The following is a 25,773-nucleotide window of genomic DNA, read 5'->3' as shown; positions in this document are numbered from 1 at the left end:
GATTTAACTACCTGTCGAAAGCTGATTTAAACTGTGTTTGAACATCCAATAAGAAATAAAGGCCATTACGGCGTTGGCCAGGACGATGCCCCAAAAGACGCCGTATAACTCATAATATATACTGCCTACAAAAGCAAAAGGTACAAAAAACACAAATAACCTCAACGCATTGAGTGCTAATGCGTGCATGGGTTGATGGATAGCATTGAATGCTGAATTAGTCAAAACCACCACCCCTTGCACACCGTAACCGAGCGGCACAATCATCAAAAATAGGGTGATCCATTCGGTAACGTCAGGCTCTCTGGCAAAGATTTTGGCAATCCATGGTGCCGTAATCAGCAAACACACAAATACCAATAATTGAAAGCCCAGTACAAACTTAAGCGAAAGTTGATAAGCTTCTTTTACGCGATCGATGCGATTCGCCCCGAGATTCTGGGACAGTAAAGGCGGCAACGACATTGACAGAGCCAGCATCACAATGCAGGCAATCGTCTCTAAACGACCTCCTACGCCCCACGCAGCCACAGCCGTCGCACCAAACCCTGAAACAATGGCAGTCACAACACCCGTGGCAATGGGTGTAAGCATGTTCGCTCCCGCCGCCGGAAAGCCAATTCTTAATACGTCTTTGCTGTGTGTAAGAAACTCTGTCAGATTAAGCAAACGCGGCTCCATCAACTCGCGTTTTATCAGTAAAACAATTATCCATACAACACCTGTTGCCCATGCTATCGCTGTCGCAATCGCCGCACCTTGAATGCCCATTGCTGGAAATGGACCTAACCCAAAAATCAGAAACGGATCCAAAACGGCATTGATTGCCCCTCCAGAGGCCATAATGATACTTGGTGTTTTGGTATCACCGGACGCACGCAACACCGAGTTGCCAACCATTGGGATAGCTAAAAGTACCCCTGCCAGATACCATACTGACATGTAGTCAGTTATCAGCGGTAACTGAGCGGATTCAGCACCTAACAGAGAAAAGACCCGTTCAATACTCAACAAGCCACTGGCGCATAACATGCCCACCAACAAAAACACACTCATTAGTGCAGCCATGGCACTTAAACGGGCGTCTCGGTTTTGGCCTGCGCCCAATAATTTGCCGATGACTGCGGATGTGCCTATGCCTAAGCCGATGTTTAAACTTATTACAGTGAAGGTGACAGGGAAGGTAAAACTAATTGCCGCAAGCTCATTGGTACCTAACAAGCTCACAAAAAATGTATCGACTAACCCAAATGACATCAATAATATCATGCCATAAATCATGGGTAGGGTAAGCTCTTTGAGCGTTTGCGCAATAGAGCCTTCCAACATCCGGTTCGGAGCTGGTTTGGTGGCTTTTACTTCTGACACACGATATCCTTAAATTAACCATCAAATACTACCACACCCCCTTACATACCGCACCTGCAATTCAAGTCATTAAACTGTCATAAGAATAACATATTTTTTACAATTCATTTTTTGTACAAATGGGTCATAAAGCCACCAGTAAAAGTAAATTGTATTGATGAACCATAGAATCTTTGTGTAATTTAATGAATGTTGATAATCTTTATTCACAAGAGATATCGTTATCACTCGCAGCAACATAAAAAAAATCTTATTACTTATTGCATCACTCCAAGGCTCGATATTCATTGGCAATCTTGATGTTTAACAAAATCTATTGTTGCATTTTTAATCTGCACAAAAATTCACACATATTGCAGGAGCAAAAACTACACACATAGTTATCCACAGATAAAGTGGATAACGTAAAAAGGCCAGATAGAACAAAGTTTTGACGTCATATGCTCAAATTTTAGGTTAGCATACGCTCACGCTCAAATATTAAAGATTTGTTACACTCAATACAAAATCTGTATAAACAGCCAGTGCTCAAATGTTTATTAATTCAATTTGGTTATATGTTTATTTAAAAAATTAATAACATGAAAAGTGATCCATTATTTTTGAAATTTTTGTCTTATTGGAGTTGACACAGATGCCTGCAATCTTTAATATGCGCGCTCGTTGAGAAGACGATTCCCCCTTAGCTCAGTTGGTTAGAGCGACGGACTGTTAATCCGCAGGTCCCCCGTTCGAGTCGGGGAGGGGGAGCCATCTCAACCTATCTTCCTTACGATTCCCCCTTAGCTCAGTTGGTTAGAGCGACGGACTGTTAATCCGCAGGTCCCCCGTTCGAGTCGGGGAGGGGGAGCCATCCACTTTGTTTTATTCCATATTAACTCAAATAAAGTTTTAACCTGTTTTTCCAGATTAAAATGACCCAAATCATTGTTTATGTTCGTTAAACATTAGATAATATACACATTAAGTTTTTTCCGTTACCCCTTACAGATAATGACTGAATTCGTATTACTGCTCATTAGTACAGTGCTAGTTAACAATTTTGTCTTGGTACAGTTTTTGGGACTGTGCCCGTTTATGGGTGTGTCTAGCAAACTTGAAACCGCCATAGGCATGTCGATGGCGACAACCTTTGTGCTTACATTAGCTTCTTTAGCCAGTTATTTAATTGAAACTTACCTTTTGATCCCTTTTGATTTGCAGTTTTTACGTACCGTATCATTTATATTGGTCATTGCAGTGGTCGTACAATTTACCGAGATGGTGGTACACAAAACCAGTCCGACATTATATCGCTTACTCGGTATCTTTTTGCCTCTGATCACAACAAACTGTGCGGTGTTAGGTGTAGCGTTACTTAATATTAAGGAACAGCATTCAATGACCGAATCCATTGTGTATGGTTTTGGTGCTGCAGTGGGTTTTTCATTGGTCATGATATTGTTTGCCGCAATGCGAGAGCGCTTAGCTGCTGCTGATGTGCCCACCCCATTTCGTGGAGCGGCCATTGCCATGGTCACTGCTGGCTTGATGTCTCTAGCATTCATGGGCTTTACAGGGTTGGTGTCTTGATGTCTTTGTTTGCGTTTGCGCTGATTATACTTGGCTTACTGGCTTTGATATTTGGGGCAATCCTCGGTTATTCAGCCATCAAATTTAAAGTCGAGTCCGATCCTTTGGTGGACCAAATAGATGCCATATTGCCACAGACTCAATGTGGTCAGTGTGGCTATCCAGGCTGCAAACCGTACGCTGAAGCGATTGCCAATGGCGATGAAATCAACAAATGTCCTCCCGGTGGTGAAGCAACCATCAAAAAACTCGCCGATCTCATGGGAGTAGAACCCAAACCCCTAGATAGTGCCCATGGTGTTGAAGACGTCAAAAAAGTAGCCTACATTCGTGAAGCAGAATGTATTGGCTGTACCAAATGCATTCAAGCGTGTCCGGTAGATGCGATTATTGGCGCTGCCAAGCAAATGCATACGGTCATAGTTGATGAATGCACAGGCTGTGACTTATGTGTTGCCCCCTGCCCGGTTGATTGTATCGACATGCTTCCGGTTAAAGAAACGCCCGCTAACTTCAAGTGGCATCTCGGTAAGAATGCCAGTGGCACTGTCGGCAACATCGATATAAAGCAGGTGTCATAATGGAAGCTTTTGCCAAAATGGGTATTCTTGAACGTGTTGACGGTGCAGCAGTCGTTGAAGCTATTAAAGCTGGTCGACTGCACAATTTTCCTGGAGGTGTGCACCCACCTGAGGCAAAGTTATTATCCAATCAGGCTCCTATTGCATCCATGCCGGTGCCCAAAACTCTTTATATACCTCTTAAACAACATTCTGGGATGCAAGGTAGTCTGATCGTTGCCGTGGGCGATAGAGTAAAAAAAGGCCAAGCATTGACCCATAGCTCACATCCTTTTGCGGTCCCTGTTCATGCCAGTACTTCAGGTATCATTACGGACATCACTGAACATCCAAGTGCCCATGCGTCAGGCCTACCTGAAACCACAATTGTGTTAGAACCTGATGGCGCTGAAGATTGGCATATCATGCCGCCCTTCGAAAATTATCGAACGATCGAACCAGTCAAATTAATTGAACGCATCCGTCATGCAGGAATCAGTGGCTTAGGTGGTGCTGGCTTTCCAACGCATATCAAAACGCAACATGACCATGGCGTGGAATGTTTGATCATTAATGGCATTGAATGTGAGCCCTATATCAGCTCAGATGATCGCATCATGCGCGAGCACGCTTGGCAAATTAAACAAGGCATTGATATCTTGCGTTATTTGGTGAAGCCCAAAGAAATCATCATTGCCGTTGAAAGCAACAAACCCGAGGCCTTTGAAGCTCTTAAAACCGCTTGTGGTTCAGATGCGTCAATGACCATGGCAAGTGTTCCTACCAAATACCCAGCAGGCGGTGAAAAACAATTGATTCAAGCGCTCACCGGACATGAAGTGCCTCGCTCTGGTTTACCTATGGACATTGGCTGTATGATGTTCAACGTCGGCACTTGTTTTGCAATTGCCGATGCCATCATCTACGGCAAAGCTTTAGTTCAGCGTGTGGTGACTCTCACCGGTGAAGCGCTCGAAGCGCCACAGAATGTTTGGGCGTTGTTAGGTACACCAATGGCTGATTTACTTGCCTTTGCTCAGTATCAGCCAGCCAAACAAAAACGTCACAAAGTGATTATGGGCGGTCCGATGATGGGTTTTACGGTCACCAATGATAGTGTTCCTGTGGTCAAAATCACAAACTGTGTTTTAGTACCCGCTGCGGATGAATTGCCTGATATTGACGATGAAAAGCCATGTATTCGCTGCGGTTACTGCACAGATGTCTGCCCTGCTGGTTTATTACCGCAACAACTGTATTGGTACAGCAAAGCAAAAGACTTTGCGAAAGCCGAAGAATACGCTCTGGCGGATTGTATTGAGTGTGGTGCGTGCGCCTATGTGTGTCCCAGTGAGATCCCGCTAGTACAATATTATCGTCAAGCCAAAGCAGAAATAAAAGCGCAGCTGGACGAACAACAAAAGTCAGAAAAAGCCAAGCAACGATTTGAGCAAAGGCAGGCACGACTTGAAGCTGAGAAACGCGCCCGCGAAGAAAAACACCGCAAAGCTGCCGAGGCACGAAAAGCTGCCATGGAAAATAACGGCGGTGATGCAAAAGCCAAGATAGCAGCAGCACTTGCTCGAGCTAAAGCAAAAAAACAACAGGCGGCCAAAGCTAACGATGCCGGCACGCCTAATAATAATGATGAGTCGTCAAAATAATGCAGTTCAGTTTATCAAGTTCCCCGCACAATCGAGTTCGTCGCGATACTGCCAGTGTCATGCGTGCGGTCTGTTACGCCTGTATCCCAGGGATAATGGCACAGCTGTGGTTTTTTGGTTGGGGAGTACTGATTCAACTTATCTTGGCAATCGTAACCGCAGTCGTAACAGAAGCGGGTATAATGAAATTGAGAAAGCGCGCTGCCAAGCCCGTCTTATCGGATTATTCGGCAGTACTCACTGCGCTATTATTAGCCGTAAGCATCCCGCCTCTTGCACCATGGTGGCTGATCGTCATTGGCACGTTTTTTAGTATCGCTATCGTGAAACAACTGTATGGTGGCCTTGGTTTTAATATGTTTAACCCTGCAATGGGCGGATATGTGATGTTGCTGATCTCGTTCCCTCTGGCTATGACAATGTGGGCCCCCGTGCAAAATATGGCCATTTACCCTTACGACTTCGCAGACGCATTAAGTGTGGTCTTTACGGGTTTCAGTGTCAGTGGGTACGACATGACTCAGTTGCGACTTGGCGTAGATGGTGTAACTCAAGCTACCCCTTTGGATGCGGTGCGCTCTTCATTGTTATTAGGCGAAACCTATAGTGAAGCCATGCAGGCACCTATCTTCAATTCAGACACAGGTTTCGCGTATGGCTGGAGTTGGGTGGCTCTGGCGTATTTAGCAGGTGGGTTATTTTTGCTGTGGCGCAAGTTCATCTCATGGCACATGCCTCTGAGCATGTTGGCTGGCGTGATAGTGACCGCTGCAATTCTGAACATGTTGATGCCTGATGCGACTGGCGGAATCTTATTTCATTTGTTATCGGGTGCCGTCTTATTTGGTGCGTTTTTCATTGTAACCGACCCGGTTTCTGGTTCCACCACACCTAAAGGTCGCATTATATTTGGCGTGTTGATTGGCTTTTGGACCGTCATCATTCGAACTTTTGGTGGCTATCCCGATGCCGTCGCTTTTGCAGTGTTGTTGATGAATATAGCTGTGCCTTTAATTGATTATTACACACAACCTCGCACTTATGGAGCGCGATCATGATTGTGCAAAATACTCGAAAGAATGCGACGATATTAAGTGTGTTTGCTTTGTGTGTCGCAGGATTAGTCACTCTGACTTACCTTGGAACGAAAGACCGAATTACAGCGCAAGAACAAGCAAAGTTACTCAGTGTCATTGGTGATGTGGTGCCGAGTACTCATTACGATAATGATATCCAACACGATTGCATTGCCTTACCTGTGGTACAAGCGCTTGGTAACACCAGCAATCTCAAAGCCTATCGCGGGCGTTTAGGTTCTGAATTGAGTGCTGTGGCGGTAGAGAGTGTCGCTCCGAATGGCTATAGCGGTGCCATCCGCTTTATTGTCGGCCTTGCTGGAGAGGGTTTTACCACTGTGACTGGCGTCCGTGTTTTACAACATATGGAAACCCCTGGCTTGGGCGACAAAATTGACGAGCGTATCAGTCCTTGGATCTATGAATTCAATAATCGTGAAATTACACCTGAGGTCCAAATCCAATGGACGGTCAAAAAAGACGGTGGTCAGTTTGACGCCTTTACCGGTGCAACTATCACACCTCGAGCGTTAACTCAGGCAATTGCCAAAACGGCTTTGTATGTGCAACAAAACCTTACACAAATTGCCCGCGCCAATAATCAATGTGCCGTTGAGGATAGCCTAAATGATTGATATCAAAGAGCTCACATGGCAAGGATTATGGAAAAATAATCCAGCGCTCGTACAACTTCTCGGGTTGTGCCCCCTACTCGCAGTAACAAGTACAGCCATTAACGGCTTAGGCTTGGGTTTGGCCACATTATTTGTGTTGATGGGCTCGAATATTACGGTTTCTGCAGTGCGTCATTATGTGCCGAACGAGATCCGCATTCCTATTTTTGTGATGGTGATCGCAGCTTTTGTGACGATTATTCAACTGCTCATGCAAGCGTTTACGTTTGAGTTGTATTTGGCATTGGGGATTTTCATTCCTCTGATCGTAACGAACTGCGCGATTATTGGACGAGCTGAAGCCTTTGCTGCCAAGCATGACCTTCTCCCTTCAGCCTACGATGGCTTTATTATGGGCGCTGGTTTTGCGCTAGTTTTGGTGCTGTTAGGCGGAGTCAGAGAGCTTCTTGGCAGTGGTACCTTGTTTAGCGGAGCAGAGCTGTTATTGGGCGCTTGGGCGGTTGATTTAAAAATCACTTTCTTTGTGCCAGATAATCCCTTTTTGTTAGCGATATTGCCCCCTGGTGCATTTATTGGGATGGGGTTATTAATCGCATTAAAAAACATCCTTGATCCGAGGTTAGAAGCGAAGTTTGCGCCAAAACCTGAGAAAATCGTTGAACGCGCTAGAGTTACCGCAGAGAGTTAAATCATGACCAAGAGCGAAAAAGTCGAAGCCATTATTGCGATTCTCGAAGAATTGTACCCCGAAGTGCCAGTCCCATTGGATCACAAAGATCCTTATACACTTCTAATTGCAGTGCTCTTATCCGCACAATGTACCGACGAGCGGGTTAATCAAATCACTCCCTTGCTATTTGCCAAAGCAGATAATCCGTATGACATGGTAAAAATGAGTATTGAAGAAATTCAAGCCATTATTAGACCATGCGGTTTATCACCAATGAAATCAAAAGGTATCTGGCATCTCTCTGAGATGATTATTCGGCAACACGGTGGCGAAGTGCCACAGGATTTTGCAGCATTAGAGGCCATGCCTGGGGTGGGTCATAAAACCGCCTCTGTCGTCATGGCGCAAGCCTTTGGGGTACCTGCATTTCCAGTCGATACGCATATTCACCGCTTAATGTATCGCTGGGGCTTATCAAATGGTAAAAGCGTGGAGCAAACGGAGCGTGACGCAAAACGTTTATTTCCCAAGGAAAAATGGAACGACTTACATTTACAGATCATCTTCTATGGCAGAGAATACTGCCCAGCTAGGGGGTTTTCCCTTGACCGTTGCATTATCACTCGACAATACGGTCGTAAAAGCTTTATCAACCAAGTGATTAAAGACGCTCAGAAACGAGCCAAGCGATAATTGAATCTGCAGAGTTATTTTTGTAGGTCAATATCGCAAATGCAATGCCTTCAAAGCTAAATTGTAAAATTAGTTGAAACATTTTTAGCAAAAATTGTATTTGGTGCTAGTAGTCTGCTTCAGAGGTTGCGATAATAATGCTACTAGCCGTTTTGGAGTTGTTATGTTTGCATTAAATCAGCGTTTTCGCGGGTATTTTCCAGTTATTATCGATGTCGAAACGGCTGGATTTAATGCGCAAACTGATGCTTTATTAGAAGTTGCGGCGATCACGCTCAAAATGCTCCCTGAAACCGGTGAATTGGCAATCGACGAAACCTACCATGCGCACATTGAACCGTTTGCGGGTGCCAATCTTGAGCAATCTGCTCTAGAATTCAACGGCATCGATGTGAACTGTGCTCTGCGTGGTGCAATTGACGAGCAAACAGCAATGAAAGAGCTGTGTAAGATGGTGAGTAAAGCGCAGAAGAAAAACCAGTGTCAGCGTTCTATCATTACTGCACATAATGCGGCATTTGACCACAGCTTCATCAATGCAGCCATCAACAGAAGCAAGATTAAGCGCACTCCATTTCATCCATTTGTGTCATTTGATACCACAACACTAGCGGCATTAACCTTAGGTCAGACAGTGTTAGTCAAAGCATGCGAAGTCGCTGGTATTGCCTTTGACCAGAAACAAGCCCATGGTGCCTTGTACGATACACAAAAAACCGCAGAGCTGTTTTGTCACATGCACAACCACTATCAAGCGTTAGGTGGATGGCCGATACATGGTTCTACTTATTAAATAAAAAAAGTAAAAAATTCATTTGCATTTATAGCAAATGAGAACTATTATTATTTACATAGTCATTTATTAGGTATCCTCAATGTTTGTATGTATGTGTTTCGGCGTTACAGATAAAGATATTCAAGAGGCGGTGCAAGAGCACGGTGTCGGCAATATTCGAGAGTTAAAGAACGTATTAACGTTAGGCGAACAGTGCGGTACCTGCATTCAATCTGCTCAAGCCATTATTGATGACACGATTATTGATGAATCATTATTCAAAGATGTCGGCTAACCTTTTCTCATTCGTAGCATTGTAACGATGCTCCAAAACGATAAAAGCGACTCAGTTGAGTCGCTTTTTTTTTGCACGTTTTTCGAACAAATAAGATTATTCTGAATCGGAGCTTGGGTATTTTTGTGCAGTTTCTTTGATGAGCTCTTGTAGTTCACCTTGCTGAAACATTTCTAAAATAATGTCACATCCACCAATCAACTCACCGTCAACCCAAAGCTGGGGAAATGTTGGCCAGTTTGCAAATTTGGGTAGTTCCGCTCGAATGTCCGGATTTTGCAGGATATCCACATAAGCAAACTGCTCTCCACAAGACATGAGTGCTTGAGACGCTTGTGACGAAAAGCCACAGCTGGGTAATTTTGGTGAGCCTTTCATGTATAAAAGAATTGGGTTCTCAGCGATCTGTTGCTTAATCTTTTCAACTGTTTCCATGCATAACCTTCAAAGTATGTTTTTACTAGATATGGTTATTATGCCTGTTTTTTCAAGAGGTATGAAATAGAAGTGAACTTATTTATGCAAAAAACATATATCCTATGTGACCAGTTAAATGATTTAATCATTCAATAAGGGCTTGTTTTCCACAAAATGAGTCATATATCATTAACCGTAACACTAATATTATGCTAACGAATGGAGAACTTTCATGGCTTTTGAATTACCCGCATTACCTTATGAAAAAAATGCACTAGAACCTCATATCTCAGCTGAGACTCTTGAGTTTCATCACGGCAAACATCATCAAACTTATGTCACCAAATTAAATGGTCTTATTGAAGGTACCGATTTCGAAGGCAAATCGCTTGAAGAGATTGTTAAGTCATCAGACGGCGGTGTTTTCAACAATGCTGCTCAAGTTTGGAACCACACTTTTTATTGGAATAGCTTGTCACCTAATGCTGGTGGTGAACCAACAGGTCCATTAGCTGATGCCATTAATGCTAAGTGGGGCTCATTTGCTGATTTCAAAGCTGCGTTTAACGACAAAGCGGTCAACAACTTTGGTTCTAGCTGGACGTGGTTAGTTAAGACCGCTGATGGCGAACTAGACATCGTTAACACTTCTAATGCTGCCACGCCAATCACCGACGGCCACACTCCACTATTGACCGTTGACCTATGGGAACACGCGTATTATATCGATTACCGCAATGTTCGCCCTAACTACCTTGAAGGTTTTTGGGCATTAGCCAACTGGAGCTTTGCAAGCGAAAACTTCGCTGCATAAAAAACGCTTCAAGATTCTATTTAAGAAACCCGCATATTATATGTGGGTTTTTTTTAATCTTTATTTCAAACATCTCCGTACCAATTAATAGTTCCAACGTTTCAAAGCTTTATCACACATTGAAAGATTTTTCTTTCGATATTTCTAAGCAGGACAGCGTTCTTGGGTCTAAGCTTAAAATAAAAGAAAGTTTAATCGGCTGACCTGGAGAAGTTATGGGTATTTTTGAGCATTACCAACAACGTTATGAAGAACATAAACAGGAAGAACTTACCATTCAAGAGTATTTAGCACTCTGCAAGGAGGATCCAAGTACCTACGCCAACGCCGCAGAGCGTTTACTTAAAGCCATTGGCGAACCTGAAATGGTTGACACCTCTCAAAATCCTACTTTGAGTCGAATTTTTTCCAATCGTGTCATTGCACGGTATCCTGCATTTTCTGAATTTTACGGTATGGAAGAAGCGATTGAACAAATCGTATCTTATTTAAAACATGCGGCCCAGGGCTTAGAAGAAAAGAAACAAGTGCTATATTTACTTGGTCCTGTTGGTGGCGGCAAGTCATCGCTTGCTGAACGCTTAAAAGAACTCATGCAAAAATGCCCTATATATGCCATCAAAGGCTCTCCAGTGAATGACCATCCATTTGCTCTATTTGACCCCAATGAAGATGGTAAAATACTGCAGGAAGAATACGGTATTCCCGGGCGTTACCTCAAAACCATTATGTCCCCATGGGCACGTAAACGCCTTCATGAATACAATGGTGATATTACCCAATTCAAGGTGGTTCGTGTCTATCCTTCCATACTCGACCAAGTTGGTATTGCCAAAACGGAACCTGGCGATGAAAACAATCAAGATATATCAGCACTGGTGGGTAAAGTTGATATACGTCGTTTAGAAGAGTACGCTCAAAACGACCCAGATGCTTATTCCTATTCAGGTTCATTGTGTAAATCCAATCAAGGGCTGATGGAATTTGTAGAGATGTTTAAAGCACCGATTAAGGTGCTACATCCGCTTTTGACTGCAACACAAGAAGGCAACTACAATCCAACTGAAGGTTTCTCTGCACTGCCATTTGATGGCTTAATCTTGGCTCACTCGAATGAATCTGAATGGCAAACATTCCGCAATAACAAGAACAATGAAGCCTTTTTAGACCGTGTTTATATCGTTAAAGTCCCCTATTGTTTACGCGTGTCGGAAGAGATCAAAATATACAAAAAATTACTGGAAAGTTCAGAGCTCATCGGTGCCCCATGTGCACCAGACACGCTTGATATCCTTGCGCAATTCTCAGTACTGTCACGTCTGGTACCACCTGAGAACTCTAGTATTTATTCCAAGATGCGGGTATACGATGGGGAAAGTCTCAAAGATACTGATCCCAAAGCAAAGTCTTATCAAGAATATCGTGATTACGCTGGCGTCGATGAGGGCATGAATGGTCTTTCTACACGTTTTGCATTTAAGATTTTATCCCGCGTGTTTAATTTTGATCACAGTGAGGTCGCGGCAAACCCAGTGCACCTTTTCTATGTGCTCGAGCGTCAAATTGAACGTGAGCAATTCCCTGGAGACATCGCTGAGCGATACAAAGAGTTCCTAAAAGGCTATCTCATTCCCAAATACGTGGAGTTTATTGGCAAAGAGATTCAAACGGCATACCTTGAATCCTACTCAGAATATGGTCAAAACTTATTTGATCGTTACGTCACATATGCGGACTTTTGGATCCAAGACCAAGAATATCGAGATCCAGAAACTGGACAGTTATTTGACCGTGAAGCGCTCAACGCCGAATTGGAAAAAACTGAAAAACCGGCAGGCATCAGTAATCCGAAAGATTTCCGCAATGAAATTGTTAATTTTGTTCTTCGCGCTAGAGCCAATCATGAAGGCAAAAACCCTAATTGGACGAGTTACGAGAAATTACGCACCGTCATAGAGAAAAAGATGTTCTCTAATACCGAAGATTTGTTGCCTGTGATTTCATTTAACACCAAAGGATCTGCAGACGATAAGAAAAAACACGACGATTTCGTCGCACGCATGGAAGAGAAAGGGTACACGCAAAAACAAGTACGCTTACTCTGCGAATGGTATTTGCGAGTAAGAAAGGCGTCTTAGCCCATGGCGCATTTTATTGACCGCCGTCTTAACGGCAAAGGTAAAAGTACAGTCAACCGCCAGCGTTTTCTGCGTCGCTATAAGCAACAAATAAAACGCTCGGTGTCTGATGCAGTCGGCCAACGCAGTGTTACCGATTTAGAGACTGGTGAAAGCATCTCTATTCCGTCTAGAGATGTTTCAGAGCCCATATTTCATACCGATAAGGGCGGGATTCGAGATATGGTCCATCCTGGGAATGATCAGTTTAACCAAGGTGACCGCATTCCTCGCCCTGAAGGGGGCGAAGGTGGTGGAGGCAGTGGCGAAGGTGACGCTTCTGATTCAGGTGAAGGCGAAGATCAGTTTTCATTTCAAATCTCAAAAGATGAATATTTGGATTTGTTATTCGACGATCTCGCATTACCTAATCTGAAAAAAACCCAACACAATAAGGTCATTCAGTATGAAACCTACCGCGCTGGATTTCAAACCGATGGCGTACCCGCAAATCTTGATATAGTTCGCTCACTTAAAGGTTCAGTGGCCAGGCGTATTGCGTTATCTGCAGGCAAGAAACGTCGCCTTGCAGAATGCGAAATTGAATTAGCTGAGCGACTCTGTGAGCCAGTACCAGATACTTTAAAAGTTCAAGCGCTAGAAACTGAAATTGCAGAATTGAAAGCTCGTATCAAACGCGTGCCTTTTATCGATACCTTTGACTTGCGATTCAAAAATTATGATAAGCGGCCTATTCCTACTTCAAAAGCGGTCATGTTCTGTTTGATGGATGTATCAGGATCTATGGATCAAGCAACTAAAGATATGGCGAAACGCTTTTATATTTTGTTGTACTTGTTTTTGACTCGGAATTATAAAGACGTCGAGGTAGTCTATATTCGCCATCATACACAAGCCAAAGAAGTCGATGAACAGGAGTTTTTTTACTCCCAAGAAACGGGCGGTACGATTGTGTCGAGTGCACTCAAAATGATGCATGGAATCGTATCTGAGCGCTATGCTGCTGGTGAATGGAATGTGTACGCAGCCCAAGCGTCTGACGGAGACAACTGGGCAGATGACTCCCCTGCGTGCAGTAAGATATTACGTGAACAGTTGTTGCCAATAACACGTTATTACGCCTACATTGAGATCTCGCAACGTCAACATCAAAGCTTATGGCGTGAGTACGAGATGGTGGCCAATGAGTACAGTAATTTTGCGATGAAGCATATCCAAGAAGAAAAAGATATTTTTCCCATCTTTAGAGAATTGTTCAAAAAAGAAGCTGAACGCAAAGCCACAGGTACCGCTGGAGCTGGAGAATTATGATGCCATTAGACGAACTGAAACGCTCTAAATCAGATAGGCTAAGTGACGGTCCAGATTGGAGTTTTGAATTACTGGCCGATTACGAAAAAGAAATCGACCGGGTTGCTAAAATCTACAAACTCGACACCTACCCGAACCAAATCGAAATCATTACTGCTGAGCAGATGATGGACGCCTATGCCAGCATTGGTATGCCTTTAAATTACACCCATTGGTCATTCGGTAAGAAGTTTATTTCCACCGAACAAGGGTATCGCCGGGGGCAAATGGGCTTAGCCTACGAAATTGTCATAAATTCTGACCCATGTATTGCATACTTGATGGAAGAAAATACCATAACCATGCAAGCACTTGTTATGGCACATGCATGTTATGGGCATAATTCGTTTTTCAAAGGCAATTACCTTTTTCAGACATGGACTGATGCCTCTTCGATTATCGATTATTTAGTGTTTGCCAAAAATTATGTCGCACAATGTGAGCAAAAACACGGAGTATCGGCTGTCGAAGATATTCTTGATTCCTGTCATGCTTTAATGAATTACGGTGTGGACCGATACAAACGTCCAGCCAAAATATCTATTGCTGATGAGATCGCACGACAAAACGAAAGAGCCGAGTACTTGCAAAGCCAAGTAAACGATTTATGGCGCACCCTACCAAAGAGTAAAAAAGCCGAAAAAGTAGACGAAGTGCGTTTTCCTCCCGAGCCTCAAGAGAACCTTTTGTACTTCATTGAGAAAAAAGCCCCTTTACTTGAATCTTGGCAACGGGAATTAGTGCGCATTGTACGTAAAGTATCTCAGTATTTTTACCCGCAAAAACAAACTCAAGTCATGAACGAAGGTTGGGCCTGTTTCTGGCATTATCATATTTTGAATCACTTGTACGATGAAGGTAAAGTCAGTGACAGTTTCATTATGGAGTTTTTACACTCGCATACATCAGTCGTCGCTCAACCAAATTATAATTCCCCCTATTACTCTGGGATCAATCCTTATGCACTAGGCTTTGCTATGTTTATGGATATCAAACGAATGTGCACAGATCCTACCCCTGAGGATTATGAATTCCTACCTGACGTAGCGGGCAAAGATTGGCTTGAGACTGTGCATTTTGCAATGCATAACTTCAAAGACGAGTCGTTTATCAGTCAGTTTTTGTCCCCCAAAGTAATGCGAGATTTCAAGTTTTTCGCTATCAATGATGATGTTAAGAACGACTATGTGGAAGTTTCGGCAATCCACAATGAGTCCGGCTATCGCAAAATTCGAGAGAAACTCTCAGCTCAATATAACTTGAGTAATCTTGAACCTAATATTCAAGTGCATAATGTGAATGTAAGAGGGGATAGATCTTTAACGTTACGCTATGTCCCTCATAACAGTATACCGTTAGCTAAATCTCGACATGAGGTGTTGAAACACCTGCACCGATTGTGGGGCTTTGATGTCAAACTCGAACAGTTGAATGACGATGGAACCATCGCCACCATTGGGCGATGTCCCAGCGAATACTCTCAGTAATTACTTGATGGCGCCTGGGATCACAGGCGTCTGTGATTGCACATCTGCGTTTTGTGCACGATGTCTTAGCACATGGTCCATGATGACAATGGCAGCCATCGCTTCAGCAATGGGTACTGCTCGAATACCGACACAAGGATCATGCCTTCCCTTGGTGATAACGTCTGTTTTTTCACCATTTATAGTAATCGTTTCTCCAGGCACAGTAATGCTGGAGGTAGGCTTAAGTGCCATATGAACCAACACATCTTGTCCTGTTGAAATACCTCCTAGTACACCACCTGAATGATTAGAAGCAAATCCATCAGGCGTCAACGTGTCGCGATGCTCACTGCCCTTTTGCGTGACGACGCCAAAGCCATCACCAATCTCAACACCTTTAACTGCATTTATACCCATCATGGCATGCGCCAAATCAGCATCTAATCGATCAAATACAGGTTCACCCAATCCCACTGGCATATTGGTAATTTGCACAGAGACTTTAGCACCAATAGAATCACCTGATTTTTTGAGATCACGCATGTATTGATCCAGTGCATCGAGTTTGGACGCATCGGGACAGAAGAACGGATTCGTGTTTGTAATTGTATGATCAACAGTTTCGATTGCCACTGGACCAAGTTGTGACAAATAGCCATGCACCTCAATACCAAAAACCTGCTTGAGATACTTTTTGGCAATACCGCCAGCCGCAACTCGAATCGCTGTTTCACGTGCCGATGAACGGCCTCCCCCACGGTAATCTCGAGTACCATATTTTTGCTGATAGGTATAATCGGCGTGGCCAGGACGAAAACGATCGGCGATTTTGGAGTAATCTTGACTGCGCTGATCTTTATTTTTGATCAATAAACCGATGCTACAGCCAGTCGTCACGCCTTCAAACACACCTGATAAAATTTGCACCTCATCGTCTTCACGACGAGCCGTTGTATAGCGAGATGTACCTGGCTTGCGACGATCCAAATCCCCTTGTAAATCCGCCTCAGAAAGTTCTAACCCTGGTGGCACACCATCTACCACACCACCAATGGCAATGCCATGACTCTCACCAAACGTTGTTACTCTAAATAATTGTCCAAAACTGTTACCAGCCACTGTTGTCACCTATCTATATTATTCTGTTATGTAATGCGAGGACGCTTATACAACTTTGTAATAACGCCTTAAAAATACGCATTGAGTGTTTCAAATGGTACCGCAAAGACTCCGTCTCCACCGTTGGCAAACTCAATCCACTCCACCTCCAAACCTGGAAAGCGTTGTTCCATATGAACTAAAGAATTCCCTACTTCAACAAACAACCACCCTTGTGGTGTCAGATGTTGAGTTGCTTGCCTTAAAATAGTTTCCACAATATCTAACCCATCGTCACCGGCTGCCAAAGCAAGAGCGGGCTCATGCAAAAATTCTTGTGGTAGATCAGCCATATCCTCCGCATCTACATAAGGAGGATTCGCTACGATAAGGTCGTATTTTTGCCCTTGAACACTACTGTAAACATCCGACTGAATCGCAAAGACTCGCTCTTCAAGGCCGTGTGCTAGGATATTCTCATTGGCAACAGCTAATGCGTCTTCAGATATGTCCAAAGCATCGACTTGTGCGCTAGGGAAAGCATACGCCATTGCGATAGCAATGCAGCCCCCTCCTGTGCATAAGTCCATTATGAGTTGCGGCGGCTGAGTTAACCACGAACTGAATCCATCTTGAATCAATTCAGCAATAGGCGAGCGTGGGATCAAAACTCGTTTGTCTGTGTAAAATGGCAACCCACAAAACCAAGCCTGATTGGTTAGATACGGTAACGGCTCTCGAGACTCGATTCGTTTTTCTAACAAGTCGTAAATATTGGCTTTTTCAAAGCTGGTCAAGCGAGACTGAAACAACATGTCTGACGTCTTTTGCGCAAGATCTGCGGGCAAAGAAAGACAATGACTGACCAAAACGACAGATTCGTCCCATGCGTTATCGGTGCCATGCCCAAAAAATAGATCCGCTTGGTGCATCTGAGTCGTAGCGAAACGAGTCCAGTCTAGCATAGTGTGCAGATCTGATACGATATCGACAAATAATGGGATGGAGGATGTTTTCACTGTATCTTGCTTGTGGATAATTTGCGTGGGTATATAATACTAAAAATAAGCGCTTGGAGCATTTTTATTTTTACAGTGGATATTGAGCAATTATGACCGACGATGACAATATGGATTTTAAATACCTGTTTAGTGATGTTAAGCCACTGGAGCAGGACAAGATCCCACCTCGCCGAAACGTCAAAACGAAACGCCAATTTATTGCTGAAAAACAGTCCCGTAGCACTGCAGAAGTCGAATTTTCTGATATGTACGAAGCGCATTTTGGCGATAATGAACAACTATTTTGGTACCGTGGCGACAAGAATAATCACAGTAAAATCAAACAATTACGAAAAGGAGAATTTCCGCCAGACGTCGAAGCGGATTTGCATGGTTTGACCCAACAACAAGCGAAGCGTGTCCTCCTTGAACTGCTGTATGACGCCAAACAGCATAACGAGTTATGCGTGGCCATTATGCACGGTCACGGCCAAGGTATTCTGAAACAAAAAATTCCACATTACCTAGTACAGCATCCCGATATCATTGGATTCTGCCAAGCCCCCAAACAGTATGGTGGCTCTGCGTGCATCTTAGTGCTAATGGATATTCCAGATGAATGGGTCAGACGTTGATTATTTACTCTCATCTGCAGAGTTGTGAATGAACATATACGCATAGTACAAACACATTACTACCACGATAAAAATTCCTAATACAGAACCCCAAGCCACTGGATCTGTCAGTAATAAATCAATCATATATCACCTCAAAAAATAAACTATCTAAGGTCATTTTATATGCCGGTGGCAAAGGTGGAATGATCTAGATCAAATGCCAGAACTGCTCGTGATGGGACGGAGTGTTAACTTTGATCCTGATCAAATAATTAGGTGAATAAACGCATGAACCAGTTTCTTGATAACTCGTCTTCACAGGTTTTGAGTTGCGCACTGTAACGACTCGCACGCTCTTTTACCCGTTTTGCAACCTTCTTTAACCAAGGTTTTTTTGCATAAGTCTGACGGCGATAGCCTCCCCAGCCCTCGTGATAATTCAGATACTGAGCGTATGCATCCCACTTTGAGACCCCGTTCACTTTTTGACTTTTGCTAATAAACCACCCCATAAAATCAATGGCGTCTGCAAAATCATCCCGATCAGCCCCTGAATTACCCGTTTCACGAATATAATCTTGCCATGTTGGTGTCTTGGCTTGAGAGTATCCATATGCTGAAGAGACTCTCCCCCAAGGGATCACCCATAAAATATAATCCTTGGGCGGTTTGGCGTCGGCGCGAAAGGAACTTTCCTGATACATCATCGCCATAGGTATGTGGATCGGCACGCCATAACTGTCTCGCATTTGCGCAGCAGCATCGTACCAATCATCCTTTTCGAAAAATATCTCACATAAATTTTCTGCGTTTTGGGGTGGAGACGCTGTACAGCCCAGTATTAACAAGGGAAAGAATAAAATTAATACTTTTTTAAATAATTTTTGAACTTTCATCAAAACAGCCACTCTATTAATACGTAGTATGTGTTTTCCCTGGAACATTCCCGCCTGACTTCGGTCAGGCTTTTTTTTGTCCGTTAATTATATTGAAAATATTGCGTCAAAAACTCGCTAAATTCGCAACTATCAGCAGCTTCAATTTTTCTTTGAGCGTCTATCGATTCTTTGCCCATTCTCACAAAATACTCTGTATCGTAGATTTGGAACTCGTGTGTGGCAAAGTGCTCCATATGCTTTTCAGCAAGTTGCAAACCGTAGCGAGCATTATCAACATCAGATGCCAACAAGGTGTTCAATAAAATACCTGACGGCGTCTTATCTGCTGACAGGATTTTGGATTCCTGAGCCATTATGCCTTCCATGTAAGCACTCGCAGCATGTTGCTTATCTAAGATTTCCGCAATTCCTTTTAAGTCATCGCTTATTTCAAGCGCCCAGTCATGTAAGGATATTTGCTCAGCCTCTTTTTCCAATAACAAACCCGGTTCCCTTCCACGCAACACAGAGCGCTTCAAATTACGGTCAGTTTGCTCGTATTCTGCAGCACTCATATCAGCACTTGGCAATAACAAACAATACAGCAAAAAACAGTCTAACCAGTGTATTTGATGTGCATTCACGCCAACTGGAGAGAACGGATCAATATCGAGCGCACGTACTTCAATATATTCAATTCCCCGCTTGTCCAACGCAGTTGAAGGCTTTTCGCCTGATTGAGTAATTTGTTTGGGTCTGATCGGCGAATATAACTCATTTTCAATTTGCAGCACATTATTGTTGAGCTGATGATAAACACCATCTTCTCCAGATTTGATTTGAGCATATTTTGGAGAAGGCGTATTAATCGCTGTGCGCAAATCAGATATATATTGGGTTAATGAATTATATGAAATATTCAAACTATCTTGAGCAGAATTCGTGTACCCCAAATCCGACATTCGCAACGAAGTGGCATAAGGTAAATATATGGTTCCTTTGCCAAGCTTCTTGAACTCATAGGGCGTTTCTCTGCCTTGCAAAAAAGACTGGCATATTGCCGGTGACGCACCAAACAAATAAGGAATAATCCAACACAAACGACGATAATTGCGAATCAAATGCAAATACCCTTTTGATATTGAATCCTGTGCAAAAGGTAAGTTATTTTGCTCGCACCACAATTGCCAAAATTCCGATGGCAAGGAAAAATTAAAGTGCACACCTGAGATAACTTGCATCATAGAGCCATAGCGATGTTTCAAGCCGACGCGATAGGTGTGTTTCATTTTACCCACATTAGAAGTGCCGTATTCAGCGAGTTTTATATCGTCTTCAGTACCGACAAAACATGGCATAGATAGAGGCCATAGACGTTCTTGCCCAATTTGTCCTAACGTGAATTTGTGGATATCAGCAAGTTGTTTTAATGAGGTGTTAATATCACTCGTTGGTGGTGTAATGAACTCGAGTAAACTTTCGGCAAAATCAGTGGTTATATGTGCATGGGTTAAAGCGGAACCCAACTCTTTAGCATGCGTTTTTTGAGACAATTTGCCTGCGCTGGTGACACGTAGGCACTCCCTCTCGATGCCCCTTTGTATCAGTCTTGAGGTGCGCGCGATTGCCGGCTGACTAAACCATGTTAAATTATCAATAAAAGTGCGTTGTTGTGAGTGCAATTTAGGTCTTCCCTAAGCGCTATTATAACGTTTTGTAATGCTGTGATCATAACAAAAGAATGAAAGAATCGCTTGATCTTATTTCGCATTTCTATGATTCTGTCCTATCATCAACTTACCATCTCTAATTTGTAGTTTTGACATGAAATTTTTTAATTCAGAATTTGCGCAACAACAGCTCAGTGGCAAAAACGACATTTTATGCCGGCTTTTAACGAAATTTATCGACGATTATCAAAATGCGGAGTCCGAGATCAAAGCAATGATTGCGGCGCAAAACTATACTTCTGCACATCTGATGATTCACACATTGAAAGGTGTTTCAGGTAACCTTGGGATGGAGCGTTTACACGAGTTTTGCAAACAATCAGAACCACTTGCTCGGGACGAGCACTTGCGCTCTGATGATGTCAATGAGTTAACTAATCTCATTGCTGAGACTGCAAAACAAATCAACCTTTATATCAATGAAACGGCTCACAAGAAGGTAGTTGAACATCTGCCTAAAGATCTTGCAGCTGATCCTAAAGCAGTATTATTTGAGTTCATTACCAAAAACCAATTCATTCCATTTGAAAAACTAGAGCATTTGCTTAATTCATTACAGGCGGAAGAAGAAGACATTCAAGAGCTCCGTGCATCTATACAGATCTTGGACTATAAAAAAGCGCTTGCTATAATTGACAAAATTTAATCTTTCTTAGAACTTATTGTGCTCAGTGTACTGCTCGATCATTCAGACTTTGTTGTTCTGAACAAGCCTCCTTCAATAACGATGCACAGGAGTTCTAACTCACCTAACCCTGCGTTATACAATTGCTCAGACATTCCTATAGATTGGCATTTAGTGCATCGTCTTGATGATGAGACCAGTGGCTGTCTCATCTTGGCTAAACACCCTGAGGCCGCAGCATTATTTGACAATTTATTTTCAACTAAATCGATACAAAAGACTTACCTTGCGCTTTCCACAGGTAAAGGCAAACGTAAAATGGGCTGGGTCAAAGGCGATATGTACAATCGCAGGGACGGATTGTGGTTGCTCAAAGATTCCCAAAACAATCCGGCAATAAGTTATTTTGTGCGCAAACCAGGACCTCCAGGGACAAAGGCATTTTGGGTGCAACCTTATACAGGAAAAACGCATCAAATCAGAGCCGCATTAAAAAGCAATGGAGCGAGCATTTTAGGTGATACCCACTATGGCGGTGAGGACTCTGACAGGATGTACCTACACGCTTATGCAGTCGCGTTTTCTTGGCGTGGTGTTGAATACAACATTACAGCTCCGATGCACTACGGAAACCAGTTTTTAGTAATGGATAATACTTTCTGGCAACAACAATTTGAGGAAGTGGCTAAACTATGGCCAAAACGAGTAAAATAAACCTAATTGGACAAGGCTGCATAAGTAGTTTAATCGCGACACGCTGCTGTAAGGAAAAGTTGCGGTATACTCAATTTGCTCGAACACCTGAGACGCTTTCCGTTGACCATCTTAGTTATGGCAAGCTCAATTTACCCACACCCAAACAACTCAACCATGACATTCGCTTAGAAGACATTGTGGTTTTACCATTGAAAGCCTATGTCATCCCAAGCGTGTTACAGCAATTACAGACAGTTATCGAGCCTTCGTGTTGCATTGTGTTACTTCACAATGGTCTTGGCACAATCGAGATTGCTAAACAGCTTTATCCAACTAACCACATCATTGCGGCCATCACAAATACCGCTGCATATCGTTCACATAAGACGGTCAAACACACTGGGCATGGCAATACCTTCTTTGGCACCGTGCAAAGAGGAAACACCAGCACAGAGACCATTAAGCAACATTACGCAACACTCGAACAAGCGTTGTATAACGCACAAATGCACGAAGACATTATGCCAGCTCTGTGGACGAAACTGGCGGTTAATGCGGTCATTAATCCGTTAACAGCCATCCATGATCTGCAAAATGGTGGGTTATCAGCACCGAGTTATAAGAAACTCATCATTCAAATCTTGAACGAGATATTAATTCTCGCGAAAGCCAAAGATATAAACATTGACCATTCGACAGTGTTGAATACCGTGAATAACGTGATTTATGATACACAAGATAATTACTCATCCATGCAGCAGGACATTAAGCACGGACGTCGCACAGAAATTGATCATATCAATGGCTATATTGTTCAAGAAGCTGAAAGCATCGGCTTACAAGTTCCGACTAATAAACGTTTGTGGTTAGATATCCATAAGCTTGAAGGGCGTTTGTAAATCTGATGCACAAAAAAGCCTCAACATCGTTGAGGCTGTGTGTGTCTTTAATTTGAATTAACTGTCGCTATCTTGAGTTAACGGTTTCATATGGGGGAACAGAATCACATCTTTGATGGTTGGACTGTCACTGAATAACATCACCAAACGGTCAATACCGATCCCTTCTCCTGCTGTGGGTGGTAAGCCATATTCTAATGCGCGAATATAATCGTCATCAAAATGCATCGCTTCATCATCACCTGCGTCTTTTTCTTCAACTTGTTTGGCAAAGCGCGCTGCTTGATCTTCTGCATCGTTAAGCTCAGAGAAGCCATTAGCCAGTTCACGTCCACCAACAAAGAATTCAAAGCGGTCGGTGACAAATGGATTGACGTCATTACGACGTGCTAGCGGAGACACTTCCCACGGATATTGAGTAATAAAGGTGGGTTGATCGAGCTGTTCTTCTGCGGTCGCTTCAAAAATCTCGCACAGATATTTACCCGCCCCCCAAATACCATCGACTTCTGGCTCTTTGATGTGCAACTGTTTTGCCATCGCTTTTAACGCATCGAGATGATTTTCTGGATCGTTAATCGCTTCTGCATTAGCTTCAGGCCAATATTTTAAAATCGCATCGCCCATACTCAAACGCTGGAACGGCTGACCAAAATCATAGGTTTTGGTCTCAATGACTTCACCATCGGCATTTTTGATCGTGTTCGTCACAGTGGTTGTGCCTAATACATCTTGCGCAAGAGTACGTAACATGTCTTCCGTCAAGTTCATCAAATCTTTATAATCCGCATAAGCCTGATAGAACTCAATCATGGTAAATTCTGGGTTGTGACGGGTGGATAAGCCTTCATTACGGAAGTTGCGATTAATCTCAAATACGCGCTCAAAACCACCAACGACTAAGCGCTTCAAATATAACTCAGGGGCAATACGCAGATACATATCAATATCTAACGCGTTGTGATGCGTGACAAATGGCTTGGCCGTCGCGCCGCCTGGGATCACTTGAAGCATTGGTGTTTCCACTTCCATAAAGTCGCGCTGCACTAAGAAATTGCGGATGCCATTGACAATTTTGCTGCGCATGTGAAAAGTCGCGCGCGTTTCTGGAGAGGTAATCAGATCCACATAACGTTGACGATATTTGGTTTCTTGGTCTGAAAGACCGTGAAACTTTTCGGGTAATGGACGCAAAGATTTGGTCAAGAGTTGATATTCTGTCATGTTGACATACAAATCGCCTTTACCTGACTTGTGTAAATCGCCTTTCACACCGATGATATCACCAATATCAAGCTGTCCGTATTGGGCTTTAATGGCTTTTTGTGTATCTTTGTCCGCATAGGCTTGGATTTGCCCAGTCATATCCTGTAACAACAAAAACGGACCGCGTTTTGCCATGATACGACCGGCAATACTGATTTGATTCGCTTCTTGTTCTAACGTTTCTTTGTCCTTCTCGCTGTGCGCGGCTTGCACATCAGCAGCATAAAATTCACGGCGGAAGTCATTGGGAAAACCATTCGCAGAACAATTCTCGCGGATCTGCGCAAGTTTAGCGCGACGTTCGGCAATGAGTTTATTTTCATCTTGAGTGGGTGCAGTCATGTTGCTTCCTACGTTTACAGGCCTGATTTGAGGCTAGCTTCAATAAATTTATCGAGATCACCATCCAACACTGCTTGAGTGTTGCGATTCTCTACTCCAGTGCGCAAATCTTTGATGCGCGAATCATCCAGCACATAAGAACGAATTTGACTGCCCCAGCCAATATCCGATTTACTGTCTTCTAGTGCTTGTTTTTCTGCGTTTTGTTTTTGTAATTCAAACTCATAAAGCTTCGCTTTAAGCTGTTTGAACGCTTGATCTTTGTTTTTGTGTTGTGAGCGATCATTTTGGCATTGTACCACGATATTGGTTGGTAAGTGTGTGATCCGAACGGCGGAATCCGTTCGGTTGACGTGCTGACCACCCGCACCCGATGCCCGATAGGTATCAATGCGCAAGTCTGCAGGGTTGATTTCAATATCAATGTCATCATCGATTTCGGGATAGACAAACGCCGAAGCAAAAGAGGTATGGCGACGATTACCACTGTCAAACGGTGATTTGCGCACTAAGCGATGTACCCCAGTTTCGGTGCGCAACCAGCCGAAAGCATATTCACCGCCAAACCGAATGGTCGCTGATTTGATACCCGCTACATCCCCATCAGATACTTCTATGAGCTCGGTTTTAAAGCCGTGTTCTTCCCCCCAACGCAAATACATGCGCAAGAGCATATTCGCCCAATCCTGCGCCTCCGTCCCGCCCGAACCAGATTGAATATCCACATAACAGTCATTGCTGTCATTAGGACCGGAGAACATTCGACGAAACTCAAGTGTTTCAAGTTGTGATAGCAAGTCAGCTAACTCAGACTGTGCTTCAGCAAAGGTATCCTCATCCTCTGCTTCAACAGCTAGCTCCAGTAGACCCTCAACATCTTCTGTGCCTTGAGTCAGGTTAGCAATGGTTTCAACAACTTGCTCAAGGGCATTTTTTTCTTTTCCTAGTGCTTGCGCTTTTTCTGGCTCATTCCAAATCGCCGGGTCTTCTAACTCGCGGGAAACCTCTTCAAGTCGTTCGGTTTTGCTATCGAGGTCAAAGATACCCCCTAAGCGCGTCAGTGCGCTTGCGAATATCAGCTATTGCTTGAGTAATTGGATTGATTTCAAACATGGTGAGTCAACA

General features: G+C 43.4%; 26 protein-coding genes and 2 tRNA genes. 19 read left to right on the top strand and 9 right to left on the bottom strand.

Annotated elements, in window-relative coordinates:
- Positions 1-3 precede the first annotated feature (3 nt).
- On the bottom strand, positions 4-1,329 hold the full coding sequence (locus NLG07_RS07150; RefSeq protein ID WP_254856832.1) for an MATE family efflux transporter: 1,326 nt from the start codon (positions 1,327-1,329) through the stop codon (positions 4-6).
- Between the two features lie 715 nt (positions 1,330-2,044).
- Between NLG07_RS07150 and NLG07_RS07145 the strand changes: the two genes are divergently transcribed.
- The 11 genes from NLG07_RS07145 (at position 2,045) to NLG07_RS07095 (ending at position 9,308) form a co-directional block, all read left to right on the top strand.
- Positions 2,045-2,121 (top strand) — tRNA-Asn (locus NLG07_RS07145).
- A gap of 23 nt (positions 2,122-2,144) precedes the next feature.
- Positions 2,145-2,221 (top strand) — tRNA-Asn (locus NLG07_RS07140).
- Positions 2,222-2,361: 140 nt separating this feature from the next.
- On the top strand, positions 2,362-2,940 hold the full coding sequence (rsxA, locus tag NLG07_RS07135) for an electron transport complex subunit RsxA (RefSeq protein ID WP_254854792.1): 579 nt from the start codon (positions 2,362-2,364) through the stop codon (positions 2,938-2,940).
- On the top strand, positions 2,940-3,521 hold the full coding sequence (rsxB, locus tag NLG07_RS07130; RefSeq protein WP_254854791.1) for an electron transport complex subunit RsxB: 582 nt from the start codon (positions 2,940-2,942) through the stop codon (positions 3,519-3,521). The genes rsxA and rsxB overlap by 1 nt, the downstream gene beginning before the upstream one ends.
- Positions 3,521-5,164 carry an electron transport complex subunit RsxC gene (rsxC, locus tag NLG07_RS07125; RefSeq protein ID WP_254854790.1) on the top strand — a complete coding sequence of 548 codons (1,644 nt, stop codon included), beginning with the start codon at positions 3,521-3,523 and terminating at the stop codon, positions 5,162-5,164. Before rsxB ends, rsxC begins: the two co-directional genes overlap by 1 nt.
- Positions 5,164-6,222 carry an electron transport complex subunit RsxD gene (gene rsxD, locus NLG07_RS07120; protein WP_254854789.1) on the top strand — a complete coding sequence of 353 codons (1,059 nt, stop codon included), beginning with the start codon at positions 5,164-5,166 and terminating at the stop codon, positions 6,220-6,222. Before rsxC ends, rsxD begins: the two co-directional genes overlap by 1 nt.
- A complete protein-coding gene (gene rsxG / locus NLG07_RS07115) occupies positions 6,219-6,875 on the top strand; it encodes an electron transport complex subunit RsxG (protein ID WP_254854788.1) in 657 nt (218 codons plus the stop codon). The genes rsxD and rsxG overlap by 4 nt, the downstream gene beginning before the upstream one ends.
- A complete protein-coding gene (locus NLG07_RS07110) occupies positions 6,868-7,563 on the top strand; it encodes an electron transport complex subunit E (protein ID WP_254854787.1) in 696 nt (231 codons plus the stop codon). The genes rsxG and NLG07_RS07110 overlap by 8 nt, the downstream gene beginning before the upstream one ends.
- Positions 7,564-7,566: 3 nt before the next feature.
- A complete protein-coding gene (gene nth / locus NLG07_RS07105; RefSeq protein WP_254854786.1) occupies positions 7,567-8,238 on the top strand; it encodes an endonuclease III in 672 nt (223 codons plus the stop codon).
- A gap of 163 nt (positions 8,239-8,401) precedes the next feature.
- A complete protein-coding gene (gene rnt, locus NLG07_RS07100) occupies positions 8,402-9,031 on the top strand; it encodes a ribonuclease T (RefSeq protein ID WP_254854785.1) in 630 nt (209 codons plus the stop codon).
- 82 nt (positions 9,032-9,113) lie between these two features.
- Entirely contained in the window at positions 9,114-9,308 is a 195-nt protein-coding gene (locus NLG07_RS07095; RefSeq protein WP_254854784.1) for a (2Fe-2S)-binding protein, read from the top strand.
- Positions 9,309-9,404: 96 nt separating this feature from the next.
- Here the strand turns inward: NLG07_RS07095 and NLG07_RS07090 are convergent, their stop codons facing one another.
- Positions 9,405-9,743 carry a Grx4 family monothiol glutaredoxin gene (locus NLG07_RS07090; RefSeq protein ID WP_254854783.1) on the bottom strand — a complete coding sequence of 113 codons (339 nt, stop codon included), beginning with the start codon at positions 9,741-9,743 and terminating at the stop codon, positions 9,405-9,407.
- A 214-nt stretch (positions 9,744-9,957) separates the two neighbouring features.
- On the opposite strand from NLG07_RS07090, the gene sodB reads away from it, so the two are divergent.
- From sodB to NLG07_RS07070, 4 genes are all read left to right on the top strand, one after another.
- Entirely contained in the window at positions 9,958-10,539 is a 582-nt protein-coding gene (sodB, locus tag NLG07_RS07085; RefSeq protein ID WP_254854782.1) for a superoxide dismutase [Fe], read from the top strand.
- A gap of 215 nt (positions 10,540-10,754) precedes the next feature.
- On the top strand, positions 10,755-12,677 hold the full coding sequence (locus NLG07_RS07080; protein WP_254854781.1) for a PrkA family serine protein kinase: 1,923 nt from the start codon (positions 10,755-10,757) through the stop codon (positions 12,675-12,677).
- Positions 12,678-12,680: 3 nt separating this feature from the next.
- Positions 12,681-13,988: a YeaH/YhbH family protein gene (locus tag NLG07_RS07075; RefSeq protein ID WP_254854780.1), complete on the top strand. Its 1,308-nt coding sequence runs from the start codon at positions 12,681-12,683 to the stop codon at positions 13,986-13,988.
- Positions 13,985-15,514, top strand: a complete 1,530-nt coding sequence (locus NLG07_RS07070) for a SpoVR family protein (protein ID WP_254854779.1) — start codon at positions 13,985-13,987, stop codon at positions 15,512-15,514. Before NLG07_RS07075 ends, NLG07_RS07070 begins: the two co-directional genes overlap by 4 nt.
- On the opposite strand, the gene aroC is transcribed toward NLG07_RS07070, so the two are convergent.
- The gene (gene aroC / locus NLG07_RS07065) at positions 15,515-16,615 is read right to left on the bottom strand and encodes a chorismate synthase (protein ID WP_254854778.1); all 1,101 of its coding nucleotides are present in this window, start codon (positions 16,613-16,615) and stop codon (positions 15,515-15,517) included.
- A 68-nt stretch (positions 16,616-16,683) separates the two neighbouring features.
- Entirely contained in the window at positions 16,684-17,559 is an 876-nt protein-coding gene (gene prmB, locus NLG07_RS07060; protein ID WP_254856831.1) for a 50S ribosomal protein L3 N(5)-glutamine methyltransferase, read from the bottom strand.
- 146 nt (positions 17,560-17,705) lie between these two features.
- Between prmB and smrB the strand changes: the two genes are divergently transcribed.
- Positions 17,706-18,230 (top strand): endonuclease SmrB, encoded by a 525-nt coding sequence (gene smrB, locus NLG07_RS07055; RefSeq protein WP_254854777.1) that lies wholly within the window; start codon positions 17,706-17,708, stop codon positions 18,228-18,230.
- Here smrB and NLG07_RS07050 read toward each other — a convergent pair whose 3' ends face one another.
- The 3 genes from NLG07_RS07050 to gshA form a co-directional block, all read right to left on the bottom strand.
- Positions 18,231-18,356: a DUF3149 domain-containing protein gene (locus tag NLG07_RS07050; protein ID WP_254854776.1), complete on the bottom strand. Its 126-nt coding sequence runs from the start codon at positions 18,354-18,356 to the stop codon at positions 18,231-18,233. It abuts the gene before it with no gap.
- 128 nt (positions 18,357-18,484) lie between these two features.
- Positions 18,485-19,108, bottom strand: a complete 624-nt coding sequence (locus NLG07_RS07045) for a hypothetical protein (protein WP_254854775.1) — start codon at positions 19,106-19,108, stop codon at positions 18,485-18,487.
- Between the two features lie 83 nt (positions 19,109-19,191).
- Positions 19,192-20,772, bottom strand: a complete 1,581-nt coding sequence (gshA, locus tag NLG07_RS07040) for a glutamate--cysteine ligase (RefSeq protein ID WP_254854774.1) — start codon at positions 20,770-20,772, stop codon at positions 19,192-19,194.
- A 142-nt stretch (positions 20,773-20,914) separates the two neighbouring features.
- On the opposite strand from gshA, the gene NLG07_RS07035 reads away from it, so the two are divergent.
- Genes NLG07_RS07035 through NLG07_RS07025 form a run of 3 tightly spaced genes read left to right on the top strand, consistent with a single transcriptional unit; the run spans position 20,915 to position 23,040 of the window.
- Positions 20,915-21,466 (top strand): Hpt domain-containing protein, encoded by a 552-nt coding sequence (locus NLG07_RS07035; RefSeq protein WP_254854773.1) that lies wholly within the window; start codon positions 20,915-20,917, stop codon positions 21,464-21,466.
- Positions 21,467-21,484: 18 nt separating this feature from the next.
- On the top strand, positions 21,485-22,159 hold the full coding sequence (locus NLG07_RS07030) for a pseudouridine synthase (protein WP_303049192.1): 675 nt from the start codon (positions 21,485-21,487) through the stop codon (positions 22,157-22,159).
- On the top strand, positions 22,138-23,040 hold the full coding sequence (locus NLG07_RS07025) for a ketopantoate reductase family protein (RefSeq protein WP_303049191.1): 903 nt from the start codon (positions 22,138-22,140) through the stop codon (positions 23,038-23,040). Before NLG07_RS07030 ends, NLG07_RS07025 begins: the two co-directional genes overlap by 22 nt.
- A gap of 57 nt (positions 23,041-23,097) precedes the next feature.
- Here the strand turns inward: NLG07_RS07025 and lysS are convergent, their stop codons facing one another.
- A complete protein-coding gene (lysS, locus tag NLG07_RS07020) occupies positions 23,098-24,648 on the bottom strand; it encodes a lysine--tRNA ligase (protein WP_254854770.1) in 1,551 nt (516 codons plus the stop codon).
- Between the two features lie 14 nt (positions 24,649-24,662).
- A protein-coding gene (prfB, locus tag NLG07_RS07015) for a peptide chain release factor 2 (protein WP_254854769.1) occupies positions 24,663-25,761 on the bottom strand; the annotation gives its coding sequence in 2 pieces (ribosomal slippage) (positions 24,663-25,685 and positions 25,687-25,761; 1,098 coding nt in all).
- Positions 25,762-25,773 lie beyond the last annotated feature (12 nt).

The sequence above is a fragment of the Alteromonas sp. LMIT006 genome, assembly GCF_024300645.1.
GTDB classification, from domain to species: Bacteria; Pseudomonadota; Gammaproteobacteria; order Enterobacterales; family Alteromonadaceae; genus Opacimonas; species Opacimonas immobilis.
Note: the sequence above shows the minus strand (reverse complement) of the source record. Positions and strands in the feature narration are given on the sequence as shown.

Coding starts and splice junctions, on each gene's coding strand:
- NLG07_RS07150 (WP_254856832.1), bottom strand. CDS start 1,329: ATGTTGGAAGGCTCTATTGCGCAAACGCTCAAAGAGCTTACCCTACCC.
- rsxA (WP_254854792.1), top strand. CDS start 2,362: ATGACTGAATTCGTATTACTGCTCATTAGTACAGTGCTAGTTAACAAT.
- rsxB (WP_254854791.1), top strand. CDS start 2,940: ATGTCTTTGTTTGCGTTTGCGCTGATTATACTTGGCTTACTGGCTTTG.
- rsxC (WP_254854790.1), top strand. CDS start 3,521: ATGGAAGCTTTTGCCAAAATGGGTATTCTTGAACGTGTTGACGGTGCA.
- rsxD (WP_254854789.1), top strand. CDS start 5,164: ATGCAGTTCAGTTTATCAAGTTCCCCGCACAATCGAGTTCGTCGCGAT.
- rsxG (WP_254854788.1), top strand. CDS start 6,219: ATGATTGTGCAAAATACTCGAAAGAATGCGACGATATTAAGTGTGTTT.
- NLG07_RS07110 (WP_254854787.1), top strand. CDS start 6,868: ATGATTGATATCAAAGAGCTCACATGGCAAGGATTATGGAAAAATAAT.
- nth (WP_254854786.1), top strand. CDS start 7,567: ATGACCAAGAGCGAAAAAGTCGAAGCCATTATTGCGATTCTCGAAGAA.
- rnt (WP_254854785.1), top strand. CDS start 8,402: ATGTTTGCATTAAATCAGCGTTTTCGCGGGTATTTTCCAGTTATTATC.
- NLG07_RS07095 (WP_254854784.1), top strand. CDS start 9,114: ATGTTTGTATGTATGTGTTTCGGCGTTACAGATAAAGATATTCAAGAG.
- NLG07_RS07090 (WP_254854783.1), bottom strand. CDS start 9,743: ATGGAAACAGTTGAAAAGATTAAGCAACAGATCGCTGAGAACCCAATT.
- sodB (WP_254854782.1), top strand. CDS start 9,958: ATGGCTTTTGAATTACCCGCATTACCTTATGAAAAAAATGCACTAGAA.
- NLG07_RS07080 (WP_254854781.1), top strand. CDS start 10,755: ATGGGTATTTTTGAGCATTACCAACAACGTTATGAAGAACATAAACAG.
- NLG07_RS07075 (WP_254854780.1), top strand. CDS start 12,681: ATGGCGCATTTTATTGACCGCCGTCTTAACGGCAAAGGTAAAAGTACA.
- NLG07_RS07070 (WP_254854779.1), top strand. CDS start 13,985: ATGATGCCATTAGACGAACTGAAACGCTCTAAATCAGATAGGCTAAGT.
- prmB (WP_254856831.1), bottom strand. CDS start 17,559: ATGCTAGACTGGACTCGTTTCGCTACGACTCAGATGCACCAAGCGGAT.
- smrB (WP_254854777.1), top strand. CDS start 17,706: ATGACCGACGATGACAATATGGATTTTAAATACCTGTTTAGTGATGTT.
- NLG07_RS07050 (WP_254854776.1), bottom strand. CDS start 18,356: ATGATTGATTTATTACTGACAGATCCAGTGGCTTGGGGTTCTGTATTA.
- NLG07_RS07045 (WP_254854775.1), bottom strand. CDS start 19,108: ATGAAAGTTCAAAAATTATTTAAAAAAGTATTAATTTTATTCTTTCCC.
- NLG07_RS07035 (WP_254854773.1), top strand. CDS start 20,915: ATGAAATTTTTTAATTCAGAATTTGCGCAACAACAGCTCAGTGGCAAA.
- NLG07_RS07025 (WP_303049191.1), top strand. CDS start 22,138: ATGGCCAAAACGAGTAAAATAAACCTAATTGGACAAGGCTGCATAAGT.
- lysS (WP_254854770.1), bottom strand. CDS start 24,648: ATGACTGCACCCACTCAAGATGAAAATAAACTCATTGCCGAACGTCGC.